Annotated in this window: 14 protein-coding genes; 4 read left to right on the forward strand and 10 right to left on the reverse strand. The window is 59.1% G+C overall.

Annotation, left to right across the window (positions count from 1 at the left end; translation table 11 throughout):
* Positions 1-569: ankyrin repeat domain-containing protein (locus IH881_17590; GenBank protein MCH7869510.1), on the forward strand; the 569-nt coding region annotated here is incomplete at its 5' end.
* Between the two features lie 46 nt (positions 570-615).
* Here the strand turns inward: IH881_17590 and IH881_17595 are convergent.
* The 4 genes from IH881_17595 to IH881_17610 form a co-directional block, all read right to left on the reverse strand.
* Positions 616-1074, reverse strand: coding sequence for a hypothetical protein (locus IH881_17595; GenBank protein MCH7869511.1), 459 nt, complete (start codon positions 1072-1074; stop codon positions 616-618).
* Between the two features lie 302 nt (positions 1075-1376).
* On the reverse strand, positions 1377-2021 hold the full coding sequence (locus IH881_17600) for a PEP-CTERM sorting domain-containing protein (GenBank protein ID MCH7869512.1): 645 nt from the start codon (positions 2019-2021) through the stop codon (positions 1377-1379).
* Positions 2022-2251: 230 nt separating this feature from the next.
* Positions 2252-2701: a hypothetical protein gene (locus IH881_17605; protein MCH7869513.1), complete on the reverse strand. Its 450-nt coding sequence runs from the start codon at positions 2699-2701 to the stop codon at positions 2252-2254.
* Positions 2702-3219: 518 nt separating this feature from the next.
* Positions 3220-4923 (reverse strand): exosortase/archaeosortase family protein, encoded by a 1704-nt coding sequence (locus IH881_17610; GenBank protein MCH7869514.1) that lies wholly within the window; start codon positions 4921-4923, stop codon positions 3220-3222.
* A 567-nt stretch (positions 4924-5490) separates the two neighbouring features.
* On the opposite strand from IH881_17610, the gene IH881_17615 reads away from it, so the two are divergent.
* Positions 5491-7764, forward strand: coding sequence for a bifunctional alpha,alpha-trehalose-phosphate synthase (UDP-forming)/trehalose-phosphatase (locus tag IH881_17615; GenBank protein ID MCH7869515.1), 2274 nt, complete (start codon positions 5491-5493; stop codon positions 7762-7764).
* Here the strand turns inward: IH881_17615 and IH881_17620 are convergent.
* The 3 genes from IH881_17620 to IH881_17630 are packed head-to-tail and all read right to left on the reverse strand — an operon-like array spanning position 7751 to position 9908.
* Positions 7751-8857, reverse strand: a complete 1107-nt coding sequence (locus IH881_17620; protein MCH7869516.1) for an S-(hydroxymethyl)glutathione dehydrogenase/class III alcohol dehydrogenase — start codon at positions 8855-8857, stop codon at positions 7751-7753. The genes IH881_17615 and IH881_17620 overlap by 14 nt on opposite strands.
* A gap of 43 nt (positions 8858-8900) precedes the next feature.
* Positions 8901-9290: a hypothetical protein gene (locus IH881_17625; GenBank protein MCH7869517.1), complete on the reverse strand. Its 390-nt coding sequence runs from the start codon at positions 9288-9290 to the stop codon at positions 8901-8903.
* Positions 9291-9338: 48 nt separating this feature from the next.
* Positions 9339-9908, reverse strand: a complete 570-nt coding sequence (locus IH881_17630; GenBank protein MCH7869518.1) for a YqgE/AlgH family protein — start codon at positions 9906-9908, stop codon at positions 9339-9341.
* Between the two features lie 209 nt (positions 9909-10117).
* Here IH881_17630 and IH881_17635 point away from each other — a divergent pair, with 209 nt between their 5' ends.
* Positions 10118-11386, forward strand: a complete 1269-nt coding sequence (locus tag IH881_17635) for a PilZ domain-containing protein (protein MCH7869519.1) — start codon at positions 10118-10120, stop codon at positions 11384-11386.
* Between the two features lie 28 nt (positions 11387-11414).
* Here IH881_17635 and IH881_17640 read toward each other — a convergent pair whose 3' ends face one another.
* Both IH881_17640 and IH881_17645 read right to left on the reverse strand, forming a co-directional pair.
* Entirely contained in the window at positions 11415-12914 is a 1500-nt protein-coding gene (locus tag IH881_17640) for a hypothetical protein (GenBank protein ID MCH7869520.1), read from the reverse strand.
* A gap of 306 nt (positions 12915-13220) precedes the next feature.
* Positions 13221-14015 carry a hypothetical protein gene (locus IH881_17645; protein MCH7869521.1) on the reverse strand — a complete coding sequence of 265 codons (795 nt, stop codon included), beginning with the start codon at positions 14013-14015 and terminating at the stop codon, positions 13221-13223.
* 107 nt (positions 14016-14122) lie between these two features.
* Here IH881_17645 and IH881_17650 point away from each other — a divergent pair, with 107 nt between their 5' ends.
* On the forward strand, positions 14123-15106 hold the full coding sequence (locus tag IH881_17650; protein ID MCH7869522.1) for a flippase-like domain-containing protein: 984 nt from the start codon (positions 14123-14125) through the stop codon (positions 15104-15106).
* A gap of 50 nt (positions 15107-15156) precedes the next feature.
* Here IH881_17650 and IH881_17655 read toward each other — a convergent pair.
* A partial coding sequence (locus tag IH881_17655; GenBank protein MCH7869523.1) for a hypothetical protein occupies positions 15157-15632 on the reverse strand: 476 nt, incomplete at its 5' end.

Below are 15632 nucleotides of genomic sequence, written 5' to 3' on the forward strand. Positions count from 1 at the left end.
AGGGTTTCACTCCTATTTCGTTGGCTGTGCAGATCGGTGCAATCGAGGCTCTGGATCTTTTGCTCGAATACGGCGCCGACGCCAGCGCCCGGGACGACGGAGGCTTGAGTCTTCTAATGATTGCCGTCAACAAGAAACAGATCGAGATGGCCAAGCACCTGCTGCAGCTGGGCGCAGACGTAAACGAGCAATTGCCTCGCGGTGGCGGTGCGCTCTTCATTGCCGTGCAGAAAAGGAGTCCGGCGGCGGTGCGTCTGCTGATCGAGCATGGGGCGAAGGTCGACGGAACTGAGAAAACAGCGGCGCCAATCATTTTTGCTGCAGCGCTTCGCAACGAGGAGATTGTGAAGCTGCTACTCGAAGCCGGTGTAGACGTAAATACGGTCAACCAAAGAAACGGCTTTACCGCACTTCACCGGGCCGTGGAGTCGGGACCCTCCATGGTCAAACTCTTGCTCGGGGCGGGAGCGAAGGTCAGTGTTTTGAATCTGGACGGGATGACGCCCCTCGCGATCGCGGAACTGGCGGGCAATGCCGAGATGATCAGCCTCTTGAGCACCGGAACCTAGCGGCAGTGTCCTGGCCCCAGAGTGAAGGGCCCCCCTGGCCCGAGACTCAGTTTGACGCGCTCAGTTTCTCGCGGGCGGCCATGGCCACCTTGTTGTCCGGGTGACCTTCGATGGACTCGAGAGCGGCGCGTACTCGGCCGTCCGGATCCAGCGTCAGACCCTCGATCAGAGCGATCACAACCTTCGGATCCGCTGACTTGAGAGTCGTCGCCAGCATTTCGGCGGCCTCCGTCGGATAAATACTCGCCATGTGTTTCGCCGTCCAAACCTGGAGTTCAGGTTCGTACTCGGGCTCAGTCAGGACTGCGACAAGCGCTTTGAGCGGCGGCTTTCTCTGCACGCCCGGGGTGGGAGCGCCCGGGACTACAGGCGTCGCGGTGGTGGTGGTGCTGGTGGTGTTCGTGGGGTCAGCAGCAGTTTCTTGGCTCTTGTGTGATCCGTCGCTCTCCGGACCACATGCGGCGACAAGGATTGCCAGGGCGACCAGCCAAAGAGCAGTGGGCAAATACCGCCCGCTCGAACGGCGGGAGCATGAAATCGTCGAGGTCTGGGGTGTGGTGCTGGGTGTAGTGCTGGGCGTAGTGGCAGGTGTCGTCGGCATGGTTTTGGGGTCTCTACTTGGCTGGGCTCAGCTACTCTAGTAGCACAAGATCCACCCTGCTACCTGCCGAGTTCTCGAACCCACAATCGAGCCCTGCGCAGCTGTTCAACCAGCGATTGCTGATGGTAGGTAGAAAGGAGAACGCCCCGGGTTGTTACACCCGGGGCGCCTCAAACTCGATAGATCGAAAAGAACCGATCTACTTACTACTTGCGGTTGGAGCGACCCATTATGCCGAGTCCACCGAGACCGAGCATCATGAGCAATGCCGTTCCGGGCTCCGGAACCACGTCGAAGGCACCACCAGTGATCGTAACGTCGTAGGCCGTCCCGAATGCTTCGATCGTGCCAACGCCGGGATGGAGGTAAGCGCCACCCGAATAGCTGCCGAGAGTATTAGCCGTGATCGTAACGGTACCGACCATCGATGGGACGCCGTCACCCACCTTGAGGATGCCGAAGAACCCGTACGGGCCTGTAACTAGATCTGGGGTCGGAGCGGGTGCGGGGAGGGGAGCGACACGACCGTTCGTCCCAAATTTTACCCTGCCACCGCTGGCGGTATAATTCCAGCTCCAGCCGGACACCAAGTTGTCGACGCCGGCCCAACCCGATCCCTGCGTGGAGGAGGGTGCGGCATCGCGGTCACCACTGAGTGTAAAGAGGAGCGTGTCGACATCAAAACCGCTGTCGATGAAAAGGACGACTTCGAACTGAATCGTGTCGCCTACGAGAATGGCGTTGGTACCGGTCGTCGACGTAAGAAAGGTATTCTCAATCGACACAGCTGAACTGACCAGCGGCAGCGCCATGATGAGCGCGAAGGCGCTCAGAGCGAGTGCTTTGTTCATTGCTAGTTGAACTCCTGTTCTAATCATTATCTTCCCAGATTGGATTCAATTTCAATTTCAATTTCAGGTCTTGGCTTGTTGCGCTGTTTACCGCTTCAGTTCTGTGCCGATCTGCCTGAGCAGGATCCGTGCTACGGAACTAGCCGCTTTTTTCGATCAGGTGGATTGTCCTCGACCGGAGCCGAGGACCCACTTCATTAAATCACTCCCTTGCGGTCACACTATCAACCTTAAGGGCAAACTCCAGTACCCACCGCTGCGTTGCAGTCAGCACAGGCTCGACTCGTGGGGCCGGGCAACAAAAACGAGTCGGCAAAAATCTTGCCCAGGTCCGGACCACCGACGACGCCGTCTTCATTGACGTCATAGGCACCGTCTGATTTGGGTGACCACGGTGCAGCGGAGAATGACCTGGCAAATGTCGCGCCCAGATCAGGACCACCCACGATGCAGTCTTGATTTACATCCGAATCACAGACGTTGCCGTAACCGTCTTCGTCATCGTCTCGCTGTCCCGGATTGGCGACTGCGGTGCAGTTGTCCAAACCTAGTGAGTCACAGATTCCGTCGCCGTCCGGGTCCGACGCGCAGCCGGTCGTCGGGCCTGCGCCTGAGACGAGCGCGAACATCAGTGTCAGCAGTGCGACGCTCGAAAGTGCGATAATCGCTCGTAGTTGCATTTCGTTAGCTCTCCTTCGTTTTCAATTTCGACAGTAACTCGATCTGCTCAATAGACCCTATCCTGGTGAAATAGTAAAGCAATTTCCGGCTTCAGCTACATTCTCCGCTACCGCCTCTACTAAGCTGAGTGAGCTCCTACTCGTGTTTAGACCCTGCATTGGATCGTCTAACGCCGTTAAATTCGTCTTGCTGGTCCTGAACTATCCCCAGTTGAACCACACTCGACTCGAGCTTCGGTTCATTCGGTAAAGCTGTTGTTATTCTTTCAATCTATCCTTCAGTTCTGCGAGGCGAATCTTTCCGGCCGACCAGTATCCAATTTATCAGCATGTGTTCGTACAGCTATTGGCGGCTTTTGTCACCCAACTCGATCTCGACTTCCTTGATGCTTTCTTTCTTTTAACTTTTAATACTTTCTATCTTTCGTTCGAATTCCCAAGCGCGTTTCAAAGTGACGGCAATCCGCCACATCTTCCCCGGAGGGTACTTGTGAATCTGTCACTGAATAGTGCAAAGCTCATGCCACTGTCCTATTTATACTTAAGTCCTTGTTTTTACTTATGAATTTTTTTTCAGACTCGGTGTCGATTAGGAAATAACTTTCCCACAAAGGGAACTTTGGAGTCCCCGAGACTTCGGTGTCTCCGGACCCTCTCAAGCGATCCTTCACGGACTGCACGGCGACGGCAACTCGGCTGTGAAATGCTGTGAGTCTTTGATGCGCTTGTCTGATGTCGGCGGGCTCCGTCGAATCGACTTGCGTTGCGATTCGAATCGCGATCACCGGGAGCTCTCGCGAAAGCAGGCTTCGGTCGAGGGCGAAAAAGCTTCGCACCCCCTCCACGAGTAATCCGCGATCCTCCTCGTACCATTGATACGCAATCAGGCGGTGGGTTCCGGACCGAAGCAACTTCCACGTGATCGCAGCGTCGCTACCGTCGAGATGAACCTCGCCCAGGTCTTCGGTTACCCAACCCCGGCCGGGGAACGCGTTCTTCGGCGAAAGCGGCGAACGGAATCGATTCAGATGCTCGCCGATTCCCACGAACACATCGACCGGGGGGTCAGCCGCCACCTGTTGCGGCAGCGCGGATTGCTCACGTGCATCGGGCCGCGCGTACCGCATTCTATGGAAGTATCGAAACGAAGCCGTCGAAAAGCTGCTTTCCAGCGTCTCGAGTTTTTGTGACTCCCAACCCGTCATCACTTGCTCGAAGGCCAGTTCAACTTGTGGCCCAGCCGCGCTACGGAACCGCCATCTGGGCATGTAGTTCAGCGTCCCGAGCAGCAGCAGCAGCAGACACAGGACTCCCACCGCGCGATGGAGCGGCGAAATCCCGGCGTGTTCATCTCTATCATTCGCAGCGCCAACAGCGACACGAGGCTGTTGCCGTACCGGGAAGAGTCGTGCCAGCAGGCCATCTACTCCATACAGCAGGACCAGCCCACACATCAGCACGACAAGTCCCTGGGCTACGTGAACCGTGTGAATCTTCGAGGCTGGGTTGAGGATCAGCGTCAATACCCGCAGGCCGTTCATCGCAAATGCGATCGGAATCGATGCGAGCAACAGCCCGACAGCGTGCCAGCGGCTGCGATCGAACAGATTGGACATGAGGATCGAAAAGATCATCAGGCTCAGGGTCGAGCGGAGGCCGCTGCAACTTTCAATTACCTGGTAGGTGTCTCCGGTCAGTTGGATTACATCAGCGGAAACCACCGCGGGAACCTCGATCAGATAGAGCAACCAACCCGCGAGGACCGCCGTGGCGAGTTGAAAACTCCAGATCCAGCTCGCCACCAGCGGGGCGGGCGGGGGCATCGTAAACAACAGGAGCAAGAGGGGAACCGCTGCAATTCGCAGCGCCGGAAACCCGCGCCACAAGAGCGCACATCCGACCAGGTTGGCGATCAGCGAAAGGGCCTGGAGGTCGTGAGCTCTGGTGTACACCGCCCAGGCAAAAATCGCGCCGCCAACGGTGAACGCGATCGCTGCGAGCCAGACCGGTCCAGTGCGGCGGGGAAGCGCGAAAAACTCAACCCTGCGGTGATACAGGAGCCAGAGACTGAGCAATGCGATCATCAGAGGGGCCGTTTCAGACGAGGCAAACAGGACCGCTTCTCCCGACGGAATCGTGAGTGTCTCATCTGAGTTCAGATACGGACGGAAAGTCAGCAGATCGCGATACGCGAGCACACCAAGCACAACATTTAAACCCATTAACCAATTCAGCAACTGAAGTCCGAACCCCTAAGCGATGACATTTCTGTGCCGGCCACGAGCATCAATCGCTCGATTGCAGACAGAAAAAGGAGCCCGAGAATAGCGCCCTCACATCGATTCGGAGAGACAGCTGTTGCATTCGATCCACCCTGCAGCCCCTCTGCAGCGTTCGAGAACAAAATCATCTAAAAGTCCTCAGTTGGGGGATTCTTCGTACTTCTCACACACGATCCTTAGCTTTAGTTGCGCATCTACTGCTAGCGCGGCGCGTATCGGTTGCACGTCATGTGCACGTGGCTTGCACGTCGCTTGCGTTCCGCCCCCTGTTGAATCTTCTGGCCTTGCGAGACGAAATTTCGTCAATTCCATGGATCGAGACACTGCAGCATGCAGTGCTCATGCAAGATCAGATACCGCGATCACCGCAACGGTTTGGGGAGTGAAGACTCCAGTCCGAATTCTTCGCGATTGGGTACGTTGTCGAGTCGCGAGTTGCTTCCCGAGCGAATTCACGATCCGTCGGGAGCGACCCCCTTGCCGACCCCGAGATCAGAGGAGTTCGCCGTGGGACCCGGCGCACAAAGCACAGGACCAGTCGCGCTCGTCTCCGGCCCGTCCAGCTTGCAATCGACGAAGCCCTCTCGAGAGGCCGCGGTCGTGGTGGTCAGCAACCGACTGCCCTTCACCATTACGCGTACTGCCGGGGGTCTCGACCGCAGTGCATCGTCGGGGGGCCTGGTTTCGGCGCTTGGGCCGGTGCTCCGCGACCGCGGTGGAACCTGGGTGGGTTGGCCGGGAATCGACCTCAATCCGCACGAAGTGCTTCCGCTGCAGGACGAGTCCTACGAGATCAAGGCGCTGTACCTCGACGAGCGTGAGGTCACTCACTACGTGCATGGCTTCTCGAACCGCACCCTATGGCCCCTGATGCACTCCTTGCCCGCACGGACGAGGTTCGATCGCCTGGACTTCAAAGTCTATTGGGAAGTCAACGAGCGTTTCGCGGATGCTGCGGTAACGGCAGTGTCGGGGGATGATCTCATCTGGATCCACGACTATCACTTGATGTTGGCGCCCGAATTCGTGCGTCAGAGATTGCCCCGGGTGCGCCTGGCCTTCTTTCATCAGGTCCCCTTCCCCCCCTACGACATCTTTCGATTGTTGCCGTGGGACCGGGAACTGTTGCGCGGCTTGCTCGCCTGCGACCTGGTCGGGTTTCACGTCAAGGGCTACGCGGACAACTTCCTCGACTGTGTAGAAAAACGGCTCGGCAGCCGCGTCGATCGAAAGGCAATGATTGTCGAACACGGCAAGCGCACGGTTCAGGTTGGTGTCTTCCCGATCGGAATCGCTTTCGACGATTTCGAGCGGCGTGCCAAAAACGCCGCCCCCAGGTCCAGACCCGATGGCGAACGAATGGTCCTGGGCCTCGATCGACTGGATTACACCAAGGGCATCCCAGAAAGAATACGCTCCTTCGAACGCCTGCTGGAACTTCATCCCGAGCATCGCGGAACCATTACGCTACTTCAGCTCGCGGTTCCGAGTCGCTCGCAAGTCGCTGAATACCGGGAGTTGAAGCGCGAGATCGACGAACTCGTGGGGCGGGTCAACGGTCGCTTTGCCACGTCGCGTTGGTCGCCCATTCGATATCTGTTCCGCTCCATCAACAACCAAGAACTCGCTTCGCTGTATCGCGACGCGGACGTTGCACTCGTGACTCCCCTGCGCGACGGAATGAATCTGGTCGCCAAAGAATTTGTGGCGTCGCAAGTGGGGGACCCGGGCGTATTGATCCTTTCACGCATGGCCGGTGCCGCCGAGACCATGCGCGAAGCCCTGCTCGTCAATCCATACAACATTGACGAAACCGCAGAGGCGATTCATCGCGCGATCACGATGGACGAACACGAGCGAAGCTCCCGAATAGCGGCACTGCGCAAGCGAGAGGCGCGAGATGACATATCGAGCTGGGTCGACAGTTTTCTCGATGCGGCGGCTCGTCGGCAAACCCAGCTGTCTCCCATTTCTGGTGAGGATTTCCAGTTGTGGTTGGGCACCGCACTCAATCGCCCAAGGCTTGCGCTCTTCCTCGACTACGATGGAACCCTCTCCGAGATTCAGAGTCACCCATCCGATGCCATCATGACCGAGAGCATGCGTATAGTGCTTGCGCGGTGCGCGGAACGACCCGATACGGATGTGGCCATCATTAGCGGTCGCGGTCTCGACGACGTGAAACAAATTGTCGACATGGGCGAACTCACCTACGCCGCAAATCACGGGCTCGAAATCACCGGTCCGCAAATCGACCGCTTTACCCATGAAGACCTCATCCACTACCAGGATCGAACTCTCGAATTGACGAAAGCCCTCGAGGAAGTTCACCTGGACGGTGCCTGGACCGAGGCCAAAGGGGCCACCCTCACCTACCACTATCGCGGAGTTTCGGAAGGTCGCTGGCCCGAACTCGCCAGCCGCGCCCACGACATCATCATTGCCGCGGGGTTCCAGGCGCGCGCCGCGCATTGCTCGATCGAGGCGCGTCCTCCCATCGGCTGGGACAAAGGTCGGGCCGCGCTACACATCCTCCGGTCCCTCTACGGACCCTCGTGGTCGGAGCAGGTCCGGGTGATCTACGTCGGCGATGATCAAACCGATGAGGACGCTTTTCGCCTGCTCAGCGGCCTGGCCTATACCTTCCGTGTCGGCCCGGCGGATTCACTCACGGCGGCGACCCGAATGTTGCCCAATGTAGATTCTGTGTGCGCGCTTCTCGGGTGGTTGGCCAACAGGCCACCGCAACTCGACCTGAACGCGCGGATCAAAATTGAATGACGCTGCGGATCACCTCACCGCGGTGCATCAGATCGAAGGCGGTGTTGATCTCTTCCAGCGGCATCACGGCACCTATCATTTCGTCAATGTGAATACGGCCAGCCAGGTAGCGATCGACGAATTGTGGCAACTGCGTACGACCCTTGGTTCCGCCAAACGCGGTGCCCCGCCAACTGCGCCCAGTTACGAGTAGAAACGGTCGCGCATGAATTTCCTTGCCCGCACCCGCAACACCGATGATGATCGACTCCCCCCAGCCCTTGTGTGTACAGCGCAGCGCGGTTGCCATCAGATCCGTATTGCCCACGCATTCGAACGAGTAGTCGACGCCGCCGTCCGTCATATCGATGATGGCTTCTTCGACGTCGGAGACATCCCGAGGATTGATGCAGTCGGTCGCTCCAAATTGCTCGGCCATGGGAAATTTGTCGGGATTGAGATCCACGGCGATGATTCGCTCCGCTCCGGCCATAACCGCACCTTGAACCACCGAAAGCCCAATCCCCCCCAATCCAAAAACCGCCACCGAGGCCCCGGGCTCTACCTTTGCGGTGTGGAGGACTGCGCCGATCCCGGTCGTGATACCACACCCCAACAAGCAGACCTTGTCCAGCGGTGCCGTCTTGTTGATCTTGGCCAGCGCAATTTCGGGAACGACCGTGTATTCGGCAAAGGTCGACGTCCCCATATAGTGATGAACTGGTTTCCCCTGATAGGACAATCGCGTCGTCCCATCGGGCATCATGCCTCGCCCCTGGGTTTCGCGTATGGCGCCACACAAATTGGTCTTGCCCGAAAGGCAGAATTTGCACTGCCGACATTCTGGCGTGTAGAGCGGGATCACATGATCGCCGGGGGCGAGTGAAGTCACACCGCTACCGACTTCCTCGACGACCCCTGCGCCTTCGTGTCCAAGGATCGCCGGAAACAACCCCTCTGGATCATCACCGCTCAGGGTAAACGCATCGGTGTGACAGACGCCCGTGGCAGCGAGCTTGATCAGACACTCACCGGCCCGGGGGCCTTCGATATCAATTTCGTCCACGATCAGGGGTTTGCCCGCCTCGACGGCGATCGCAGCTTTGACCTTCATTGGGGTTCCTCCAGACTTGCAGTGATAATGAATCGGAGCGGGCTCAGCCAGCGCAGGAGCGGTAAAGATAAAGCGCGGCAATGACCAGGAACCAGCTCAGGTTGCCCAAGGCTCGCACGATTGATCCTCGGGGCTGTTTGTCTTCGTCTAGCGTATCCGCAAACGGATCAATCGACTCGACCGCATCGCTCGACATTTCCGTGAATTGGTTTGAATCCGTTGTCGGAGCGAAGTTTGGGGCGAAGACAACCTGCGGATCCGCGGCAATTTGCTCTTCGAAGATCGGTCTCGACCCCGTCCGTCCACCACAGTGAATGCAACGCTTGGTTCCGACCGGAAATGAAACATCACAGTCGTGGCAGCGAACCTCGTAGGCGTTCGCAGACGAACCCGCCGAGTCGGCGCTTAAAATTTTTTTGAGAATTTCACGCATGATTGCGGAGACGGTCTCGGGGTCGGCCAGCCCCGATCGACCTGCCCTTTAGTGAATACCCTGGGTGGCTACAAGCGAAGCCGGGTCGATCCCGAGGCTCCGGACACTCTGATCCCACATCGCGCCACTCGAGGATTCGAAAACCATCTCGCGATTCGGAGGAGCAACCAACCATGCGCCGTTGGACATCTCCCATTCGAGTTGCCCGGGTCCCCATCCCGCATACCCCAGGAAAAAGCGAATATCACTGAGCGACTGATTGGAGGCATTGCGCAGGACTTCGAGCGAGCGCGCGAGGAACAGACCTTGTTCTCCGATCCGTGCGATGGCTGGATCTTCGAGGTCTTCGATTTCAGGCTGGTTTAGCAGGAGCCAACCCGAGTCGGGTTCCACCGGCCCGCCCCATTGAATGTTGGCTTTCGGGTGCCCGCGCCATTTGATGTCGAGGCTCGCACACAGCGTCGACGCCAGCAGGTCAACCTCGCGATTCAATACCAGCCCGAAGGTTCCGTTTTCATCGTGTTCGACGATAAGCATCACGGTGCGACGAAAGTTCGGATCCTCGAGTTGGGGCATGGCAATGAGAAGTGTGGAGGTCAGTGTCTGATCGTTGGCCACGAAACCAAAGTAGCAGGCTCACTAGATCGAACCACAGCCTCGAGGGCCCAATCACTGCGAACGCCACGAGTGTGGAGATTTAAGCTGACCCCGTGGGGTTCGAGCTGTTTCTTCAGTCTCTCTCGAGATCATCCGAAAAGATAGGCTGCGAGACAGTCCCCCCCATCACCTCCCATATTCAGAGACTGAACCCGAGGCCAAATTCGAAGATGCAAGACACCCCTGCTGTGCTGCTACTGGACGACGGTGAGCTCTTGCCCGTGGCTGAACTGCTCGACCGATCCGAAATCGCCTATCGCCGGCTTCGGAGATCTGAGATCGGAGAAGAGGTCGGTCCACCTTCGAATCTGCTGATCTCGACACCGCGCCACGCGAGCAAGGTACGCCCTGGTTCGCCACCAGGTGCGGGCCCGGGAAGACCCGTTCGCATCATCGCAGTAGAGGAAGATTCCCCCGCCCTGCGGCGCATGCTGCGCACCATGGGATTTCACCTATTGGTCAGGCTGCCTGTGCACCCTGAGGTCTGGCGTCTATTGATTCAGCGAGCGCTCTACCAGGGAGACGAGAGACGCCGCGATACCCGACTCCCAATGGGTTCTCAGATTTCCGTCGCGAGTGTTGCAGCGAAGAGCGCAACGACTCGTGAAAACCGCGAATCGCTTCTAGTCGACATCTCGAATCGAGGTTGCCACTTCATCGGCGACGAGCCGTTCGAGTCGGGAACCCGGGTGACCTTCTCATTGGACGCGACCACGACCGGCTGCGAACGACTCGATCTCTCGGGCGAAATCCTTCGTACGGGACCCTGGCAGGACGGAGACGCTACGAGGTACAGCTGCGCAATGGTCTTCGATGCCGACCTCGACGATGCCAGTCTCTCGACTCTCGCCCGAATGATCAATTCGAGGATCAGCGGGCCACTGTCTCTCGCTCCCAAGTTTCCAGCGGCACTCAGCCTGCCGAGTTGCGACAGCCGCGCGCTCCCAGGGTTGAAACTCGACGACGAGACCGATCCGCCAGTCAGCACGGACTGCGAAGTCCAACTCTCCCTGACGACCGTCGCCCCGTCTGAGACGGAGCCGGACGAGCGGCGCAAAGATCGGCGCGGGGACTATCTCCAGCGTATCGAAGTGCAGAGCGACGGCGTCAATTCGATCTTGATGGGGCGCGATCTTTCGTCTTCCGGCATGCGGGTGGAGCGTTTCGGCGATATGGAAATCGGCGCGCATCTCAGGCTCGCGCTCTACGGACCCTCTGATGCTGGACCGATCCAGGTCGAAGCCGAGATCGTTCGAGACGATGGAGACCGGGGTATTGCGCTGCATTTCTGCAATCTGTCGAGAGAGAGTTCGGCCTTGCTCGAAAAGTTCGTCGCGTGTCTCCCTCCAGTAGAATCCCTGGAGGACGGCGAAGCCCTCGGCATGGGGACCGTGCTCGCAGAGGCGATCCCAGCGGACAAGAACTTCAATCGCTCTTGAGCCTCGGCCTGCTAGCCAAGAGTCAGTCCTAGGGAGTCGCCAACCCGTTCTCGGAGAGAAACACCGGTGCGGTTCGAGAGCTGAGTCTCCCGGTGTAACGACTTGCGAGGGCCGGATCGCAATTCCTCTTCTCGCAGAAAACCTCGTAGAGCACGTCGGCGGCGATCTCCGACGACTTCTTCCACCACAGGTGTCCGTGAACTTGAACCACAGCGATGGCAATCGTGGGATCCTCCGCTGGCGCCACGCCGACGAACCATTCGTAGCGTCCGTCGGGATTGGATCCCGAGAGATTCCCGGTCTTGCCCGCGACCTGGATTGAATCGAGGCGCGGTTGCCCTCGGCGGTCCCGAAACGCGCTGCGGGCCGTTCCTCGCGTGGTTGTGCGCACCATCATGTGCCGGAGTTCGTCGGCCCGTTCGCTACTCATCACGCGCTGTGCCGCTTCCACAAAGGGTCGCGCAAGTTCATTCCCCTCGGCATCGACGACGCGATCCACCCACCAGGGTTCGACGTTGAGGCCGTTGGCCAGGGTGGCGGCGAGACGCGCGGCGTGCAGCGGGGTGATGCGGCAGCCTGCCAAGCCACATCCGAGGCGGCCGAGATCGTAATCGTCCCCACCCAGCCTGCCCAGATTGACAGTGCCCGCGTCGTGACCGGGGCCGGCTTGCGAGAGCCAACCAAACCGATCGATCGTGTCGAGCAGCCCCAAGCCGCCGACATCGTTGACCGCAAATTGCGCGAAGCATTTGTTGTTGGAGGTGGCGAGCGCCATTTCGAGTGAAACCTCGCGACCCGTGCTGGGACGCTTGATTCCCGTGCGACGGAGGCGATAGGGATTTCCCTGATAGCGACAGGGTTTGCGGAGCTGACCCGCGGGCGTATCGAGCACGGCCGCCGCGGTCACGATCTTGACCAGCGACGCTGCGGGATACGCTCGAGTCGGCGGAAACTGTTCGGGGTCGGTCGACGCATAGGCGAGCACTCGACCCGAATCGGGTTCCAGCACGATCACGTGTCCGCGCTCGACGCGACCGGCGCGGAGAATCTTGAAGACCAACCGGGTGAGTTCTGCATCGAGTGAGTATTCGATTCGCAGTGGGCCCGCGAGATCCGGGCGATCCAGCGGCGCCGGAACGACCTCGACCAGTCGCGGGCCCGAAAATGGATCACTCGCCGCACTGGCAAATGCAACTCCGCTCGAATGTCGCCCAGTGGGATCGTCCGCATAGGCGTACACAGCGTGTTCGGCACCCACCGGAAGCCGAGAAAAGAAGGGTTCGGGCGCCGCGCGGCGCAACCCGGGTACACCGGAATTCAACGCGCTTGTGCCCGGGTGCAAATCCCGCATCGCGAGCTTTAGCGTCGAAGCCAATTGCGAGAATCCGGCGACCAGAACGACGCCGGCTACGAGCGCCAGCAAGGTGAGGCGTCCTCGACGGCTCAAGGACTTCCCGCTGAGACGCCGGCGGTTGCGGGGATGGCCCGGGGATCCGAACCCGCTGCGACTTTCCTTCTGGTCAAGCACGCAGTTCGCTCCCCCCGTAGCGCATCGATCCGAAGGTCGAATCGTTCGGGCCCATCTGCGGCGGCCGGATCGCGATCCGGCACGTCCGAGAGATCACTCGCTCGCAGTCCGCGTGAGACTTTCTCGCGCGCAATTCTTTGGGGGGTCGGTGGGGGGGAGCCGTTCTTCCGGTCGCGGGTCGGGCCAAGCTCACGCTGAGATGCGTGATCTAGTCTCTTGGTTCCGCCTTATTCCGTGTCACGATCATCCTACCCGGACAAGAGTAGACCGAATTGAACCCAAGGCCAAGCCGGCGCCTGCGGGCGCTCAAGAGAAGACCATCGACTCCAGTTGATCGAGTCCGCAAACCCCAATTCCGTTCTTCTGGGCCAGCACGTGTTCTCGCGGGCCGTTATACCCCCAAGAAGCCAGAAAACAGCGAACTCCCAGTTCCTGAACCGGAATTAGATGATTGACTTTGTCGTCGATGAAGGTGATGTCCGAGAAGTCGACATCAAATCGCTCGCGCACGGCGCCCAGATGCGCTCGCTTGTCGCGGCCAGCCTCTTTGTCGAAGACATGATCGGGACCCAGCAGGTCTTCGAGCTGGTAGTGAGAAAGGAGCTGAGACACCGAGGCGCCGTCCTTGGCTGTTGCGATCGCAAAATCCACAGAACCCGCGTGCCGGCGCAGCGCCTCGATCAACTCCCGATACGGGCTCATGAGCAGCGCCCAACGCTCGGGCTGGGCGCTGCGAAACTCATCGCGTTCTCGGTAGAACTGGCTGTGAAAGTCTGCGGCGAAGGTCGCCTCGAGAGAATCGTAGTAGTGATCGTACTCAGCCTGGGTTTCGAGCTTGACGCCGGCGGCCAGGGCCAACAGCGCGACTCCAAAGTCTTCGGCGCGATTGCCGAGGGGCAGCAACTCCAGGAAACCCCGGTACAGCGAATCCCGGGCTACCGCCTCGCGAGCCTGCGCCCCGTCGAGTTCATCCAAGCTGGCGAGTAGCGCCTGGTAACCCGTGTTGGGACGGACCCGTAAAAGGGTCCGCAACGCAATCCAGAAACACTCCGGAGCGCTGTCCGAAATGACACCGTCAAAATCCAGGGCTAAAACCTTCATCGAATGGACTCGCCTTCGAAAAATTCAACGACGCCACGCACGTCGCGCAGATTTTTCAGTGATCGACTGAACACCCGATCCCTCAGCTGGCGCTATGCTGCGGCCCGGTGAAGTCTGTTTTCAATAGCATTGGCCGTCAACTCCTGCCCTGGTCCATATCGATCGGCGCACTAGTTTACGTATTTGGATACAAGATTGATTGGCAATCGATTCCCGCTGCCACCGCCAACGCGAACGTCCCCCTCTTCATCGCGATCACAATTTTTGACAAGCTTTCATTCTTCGTGGTCTGGGGGCTGTTCCAAGCCGCCGCAATCCGACAGTTCCTCGAGCGCGTTCCCATTCGCAAGATCATGGCCATCAAGGGTGCTTCCGAGTTGTTGCGCACGGTCAACAACTCATTGGCCGATGCGACCTTCTTGTTGGGCGTGACACAGCTCGTACAGACGGCGGAAGTAGGACGGGTCGTCGCCATTGCGAGCATCCCCTTTGTCGCTCACTTCGCGATCCTCTTGCTCCAGGCCACCCTCGCCCTCGGCTTGCTCGACGGTGGCGTCCTGGGCAACTCCGATGTCGCGCTGCTCGTGTTGGTGTGTTGGGTGATTGTTGGGGTCGTCTCGCTCGCGGTGCGGATGGGATATCTGCGCGTCGTTCTCAATCGATTGGGAATTGGGAGCTGGATCGACAGCGTGAAACCTCGCGAACTCCTCCCCTATGTCGGCTGGTTTGCCCTGTTCGGTGTATATGATGTCGGGATCCAGGGTTTGGCCGCTCGTTCGTTCGGCCTCGATATCGATTGGATCGCGCTAATGGCCCGAATCCCGATGATGTACGTCGTGATGTTGATTCCTTCGCTGGGCAACTTCGGAACTCGCGAGATCGCTTTCGCGAACTTGTTCGAGGAATTTGGAACCCGTGAGGCCCTCTACGCCTTCGCGTTCTGGACCAACACTATTTTTCTCGGCATGCACGTCATCATCGGTTCACTGTTTCTGGGCCGGGCCTTCGCACTCGTACGCGAAGTGCGCGTCGTGCGAAAACTTGGCCAGCCCGTGCCGAGGCCGATCTTGCGCGATGCGATCGACCCCTGAGCACACGCGGTTGGCGCATTTAGATTCGCGCCGTGGTTGGCGCATTTAGATTAGAGAACAGCCCTGCGGACCGGGGACTCGACCGATGAGCACAGACGGTCGCGAATGCGCACGAGAACACCTTTGATGTCGTCGTGGATCTCGAGCGGAGTCATGCCGCGCACGATCTCCTGAGCACGCAGTGGGCGGCCGAGGTAACGCGCGATCGGTCCTCGCGCCCCGAGCACCTGCTTGGCGTTTAGCTTGCAAAATTCCTTTTCGTCGCTCGGATCGGGGAGCCAGGATTCGAGCAGTCGATCGAGCTGGGGATCATCGCGATGCTTGGCCAGGCATCCCCGGATCGCGCGCGGCACCAGCAGATAACTCTCGATCTGGCGCCGTTTCCAGACCACGAACTCGAGTTTGGAAGCTTTGGGGTCGAACTTTTTGGGGTAAGCGCCTTCGAGGTGTTCGGGGTCGTCGCGATCGAGGATGCAGAGGCCTCGTGGCGGCTCTCCATCGCAGCGGGCCGCCTGTTCGACCATTC

This window comes from Myxococcales bacterium (genome assembly GCA_022563535.1).
Lineage (GTDB): Bacteria > Myxococcota_A > UBA9160 > UBA9160 > UBA4427 > DUBZ01.

Coding starts and splice junctions, on each gene's coding strand:
- IH881_17605 (MCH7869513.1), bottom strand. CDS start 2,701: ATGCAACTACGAGCGATTATCGCACTTTCGAGCGTCGCACTGCTGACA.
- IH881_17635 (MCH7869519.1), top strand. CDS start 10,118: ATGCAAGACACCCCTGCTGTGCTGCTACTGGACGACGGTGAGCTCTTG.
- IH881_17620 (MCH7869516.1), bottom strand. CDS start 8,857: ATGAAGGTCAAAGCTGCGATCGCCGTCGAGGCGGGCAAACCCCTGATC.
- IH881_17645 (MCH7869521.1), bottom strand. CDS start 14,015: ATGAAGGTTTTAGCCCTGGATTTTGACGGTGTCATTTCGGACAGCGCT.
- IH881_17625 (MCH7869517.1), bottom strand. CDS start 9,290: ATGCGTGAAATTCTCAAAAAAATTTTAAGCGCCGACTCGGCGGGTTCG.
- IH881_17610 (MCH7869514.1), bottom strand. CDS start 4,923: ATGGGTTTAAATGTTGTGCTTGGTGTGCTCGCGTATCGCGATCTGCTG.
- IH881_17600 (MCH7869512.1), bottom strand. CDS start 2,021: ATGAACAAAGCACTCGCTCTGAGCGCCTTCGCGCTCATCATGGCGCTG.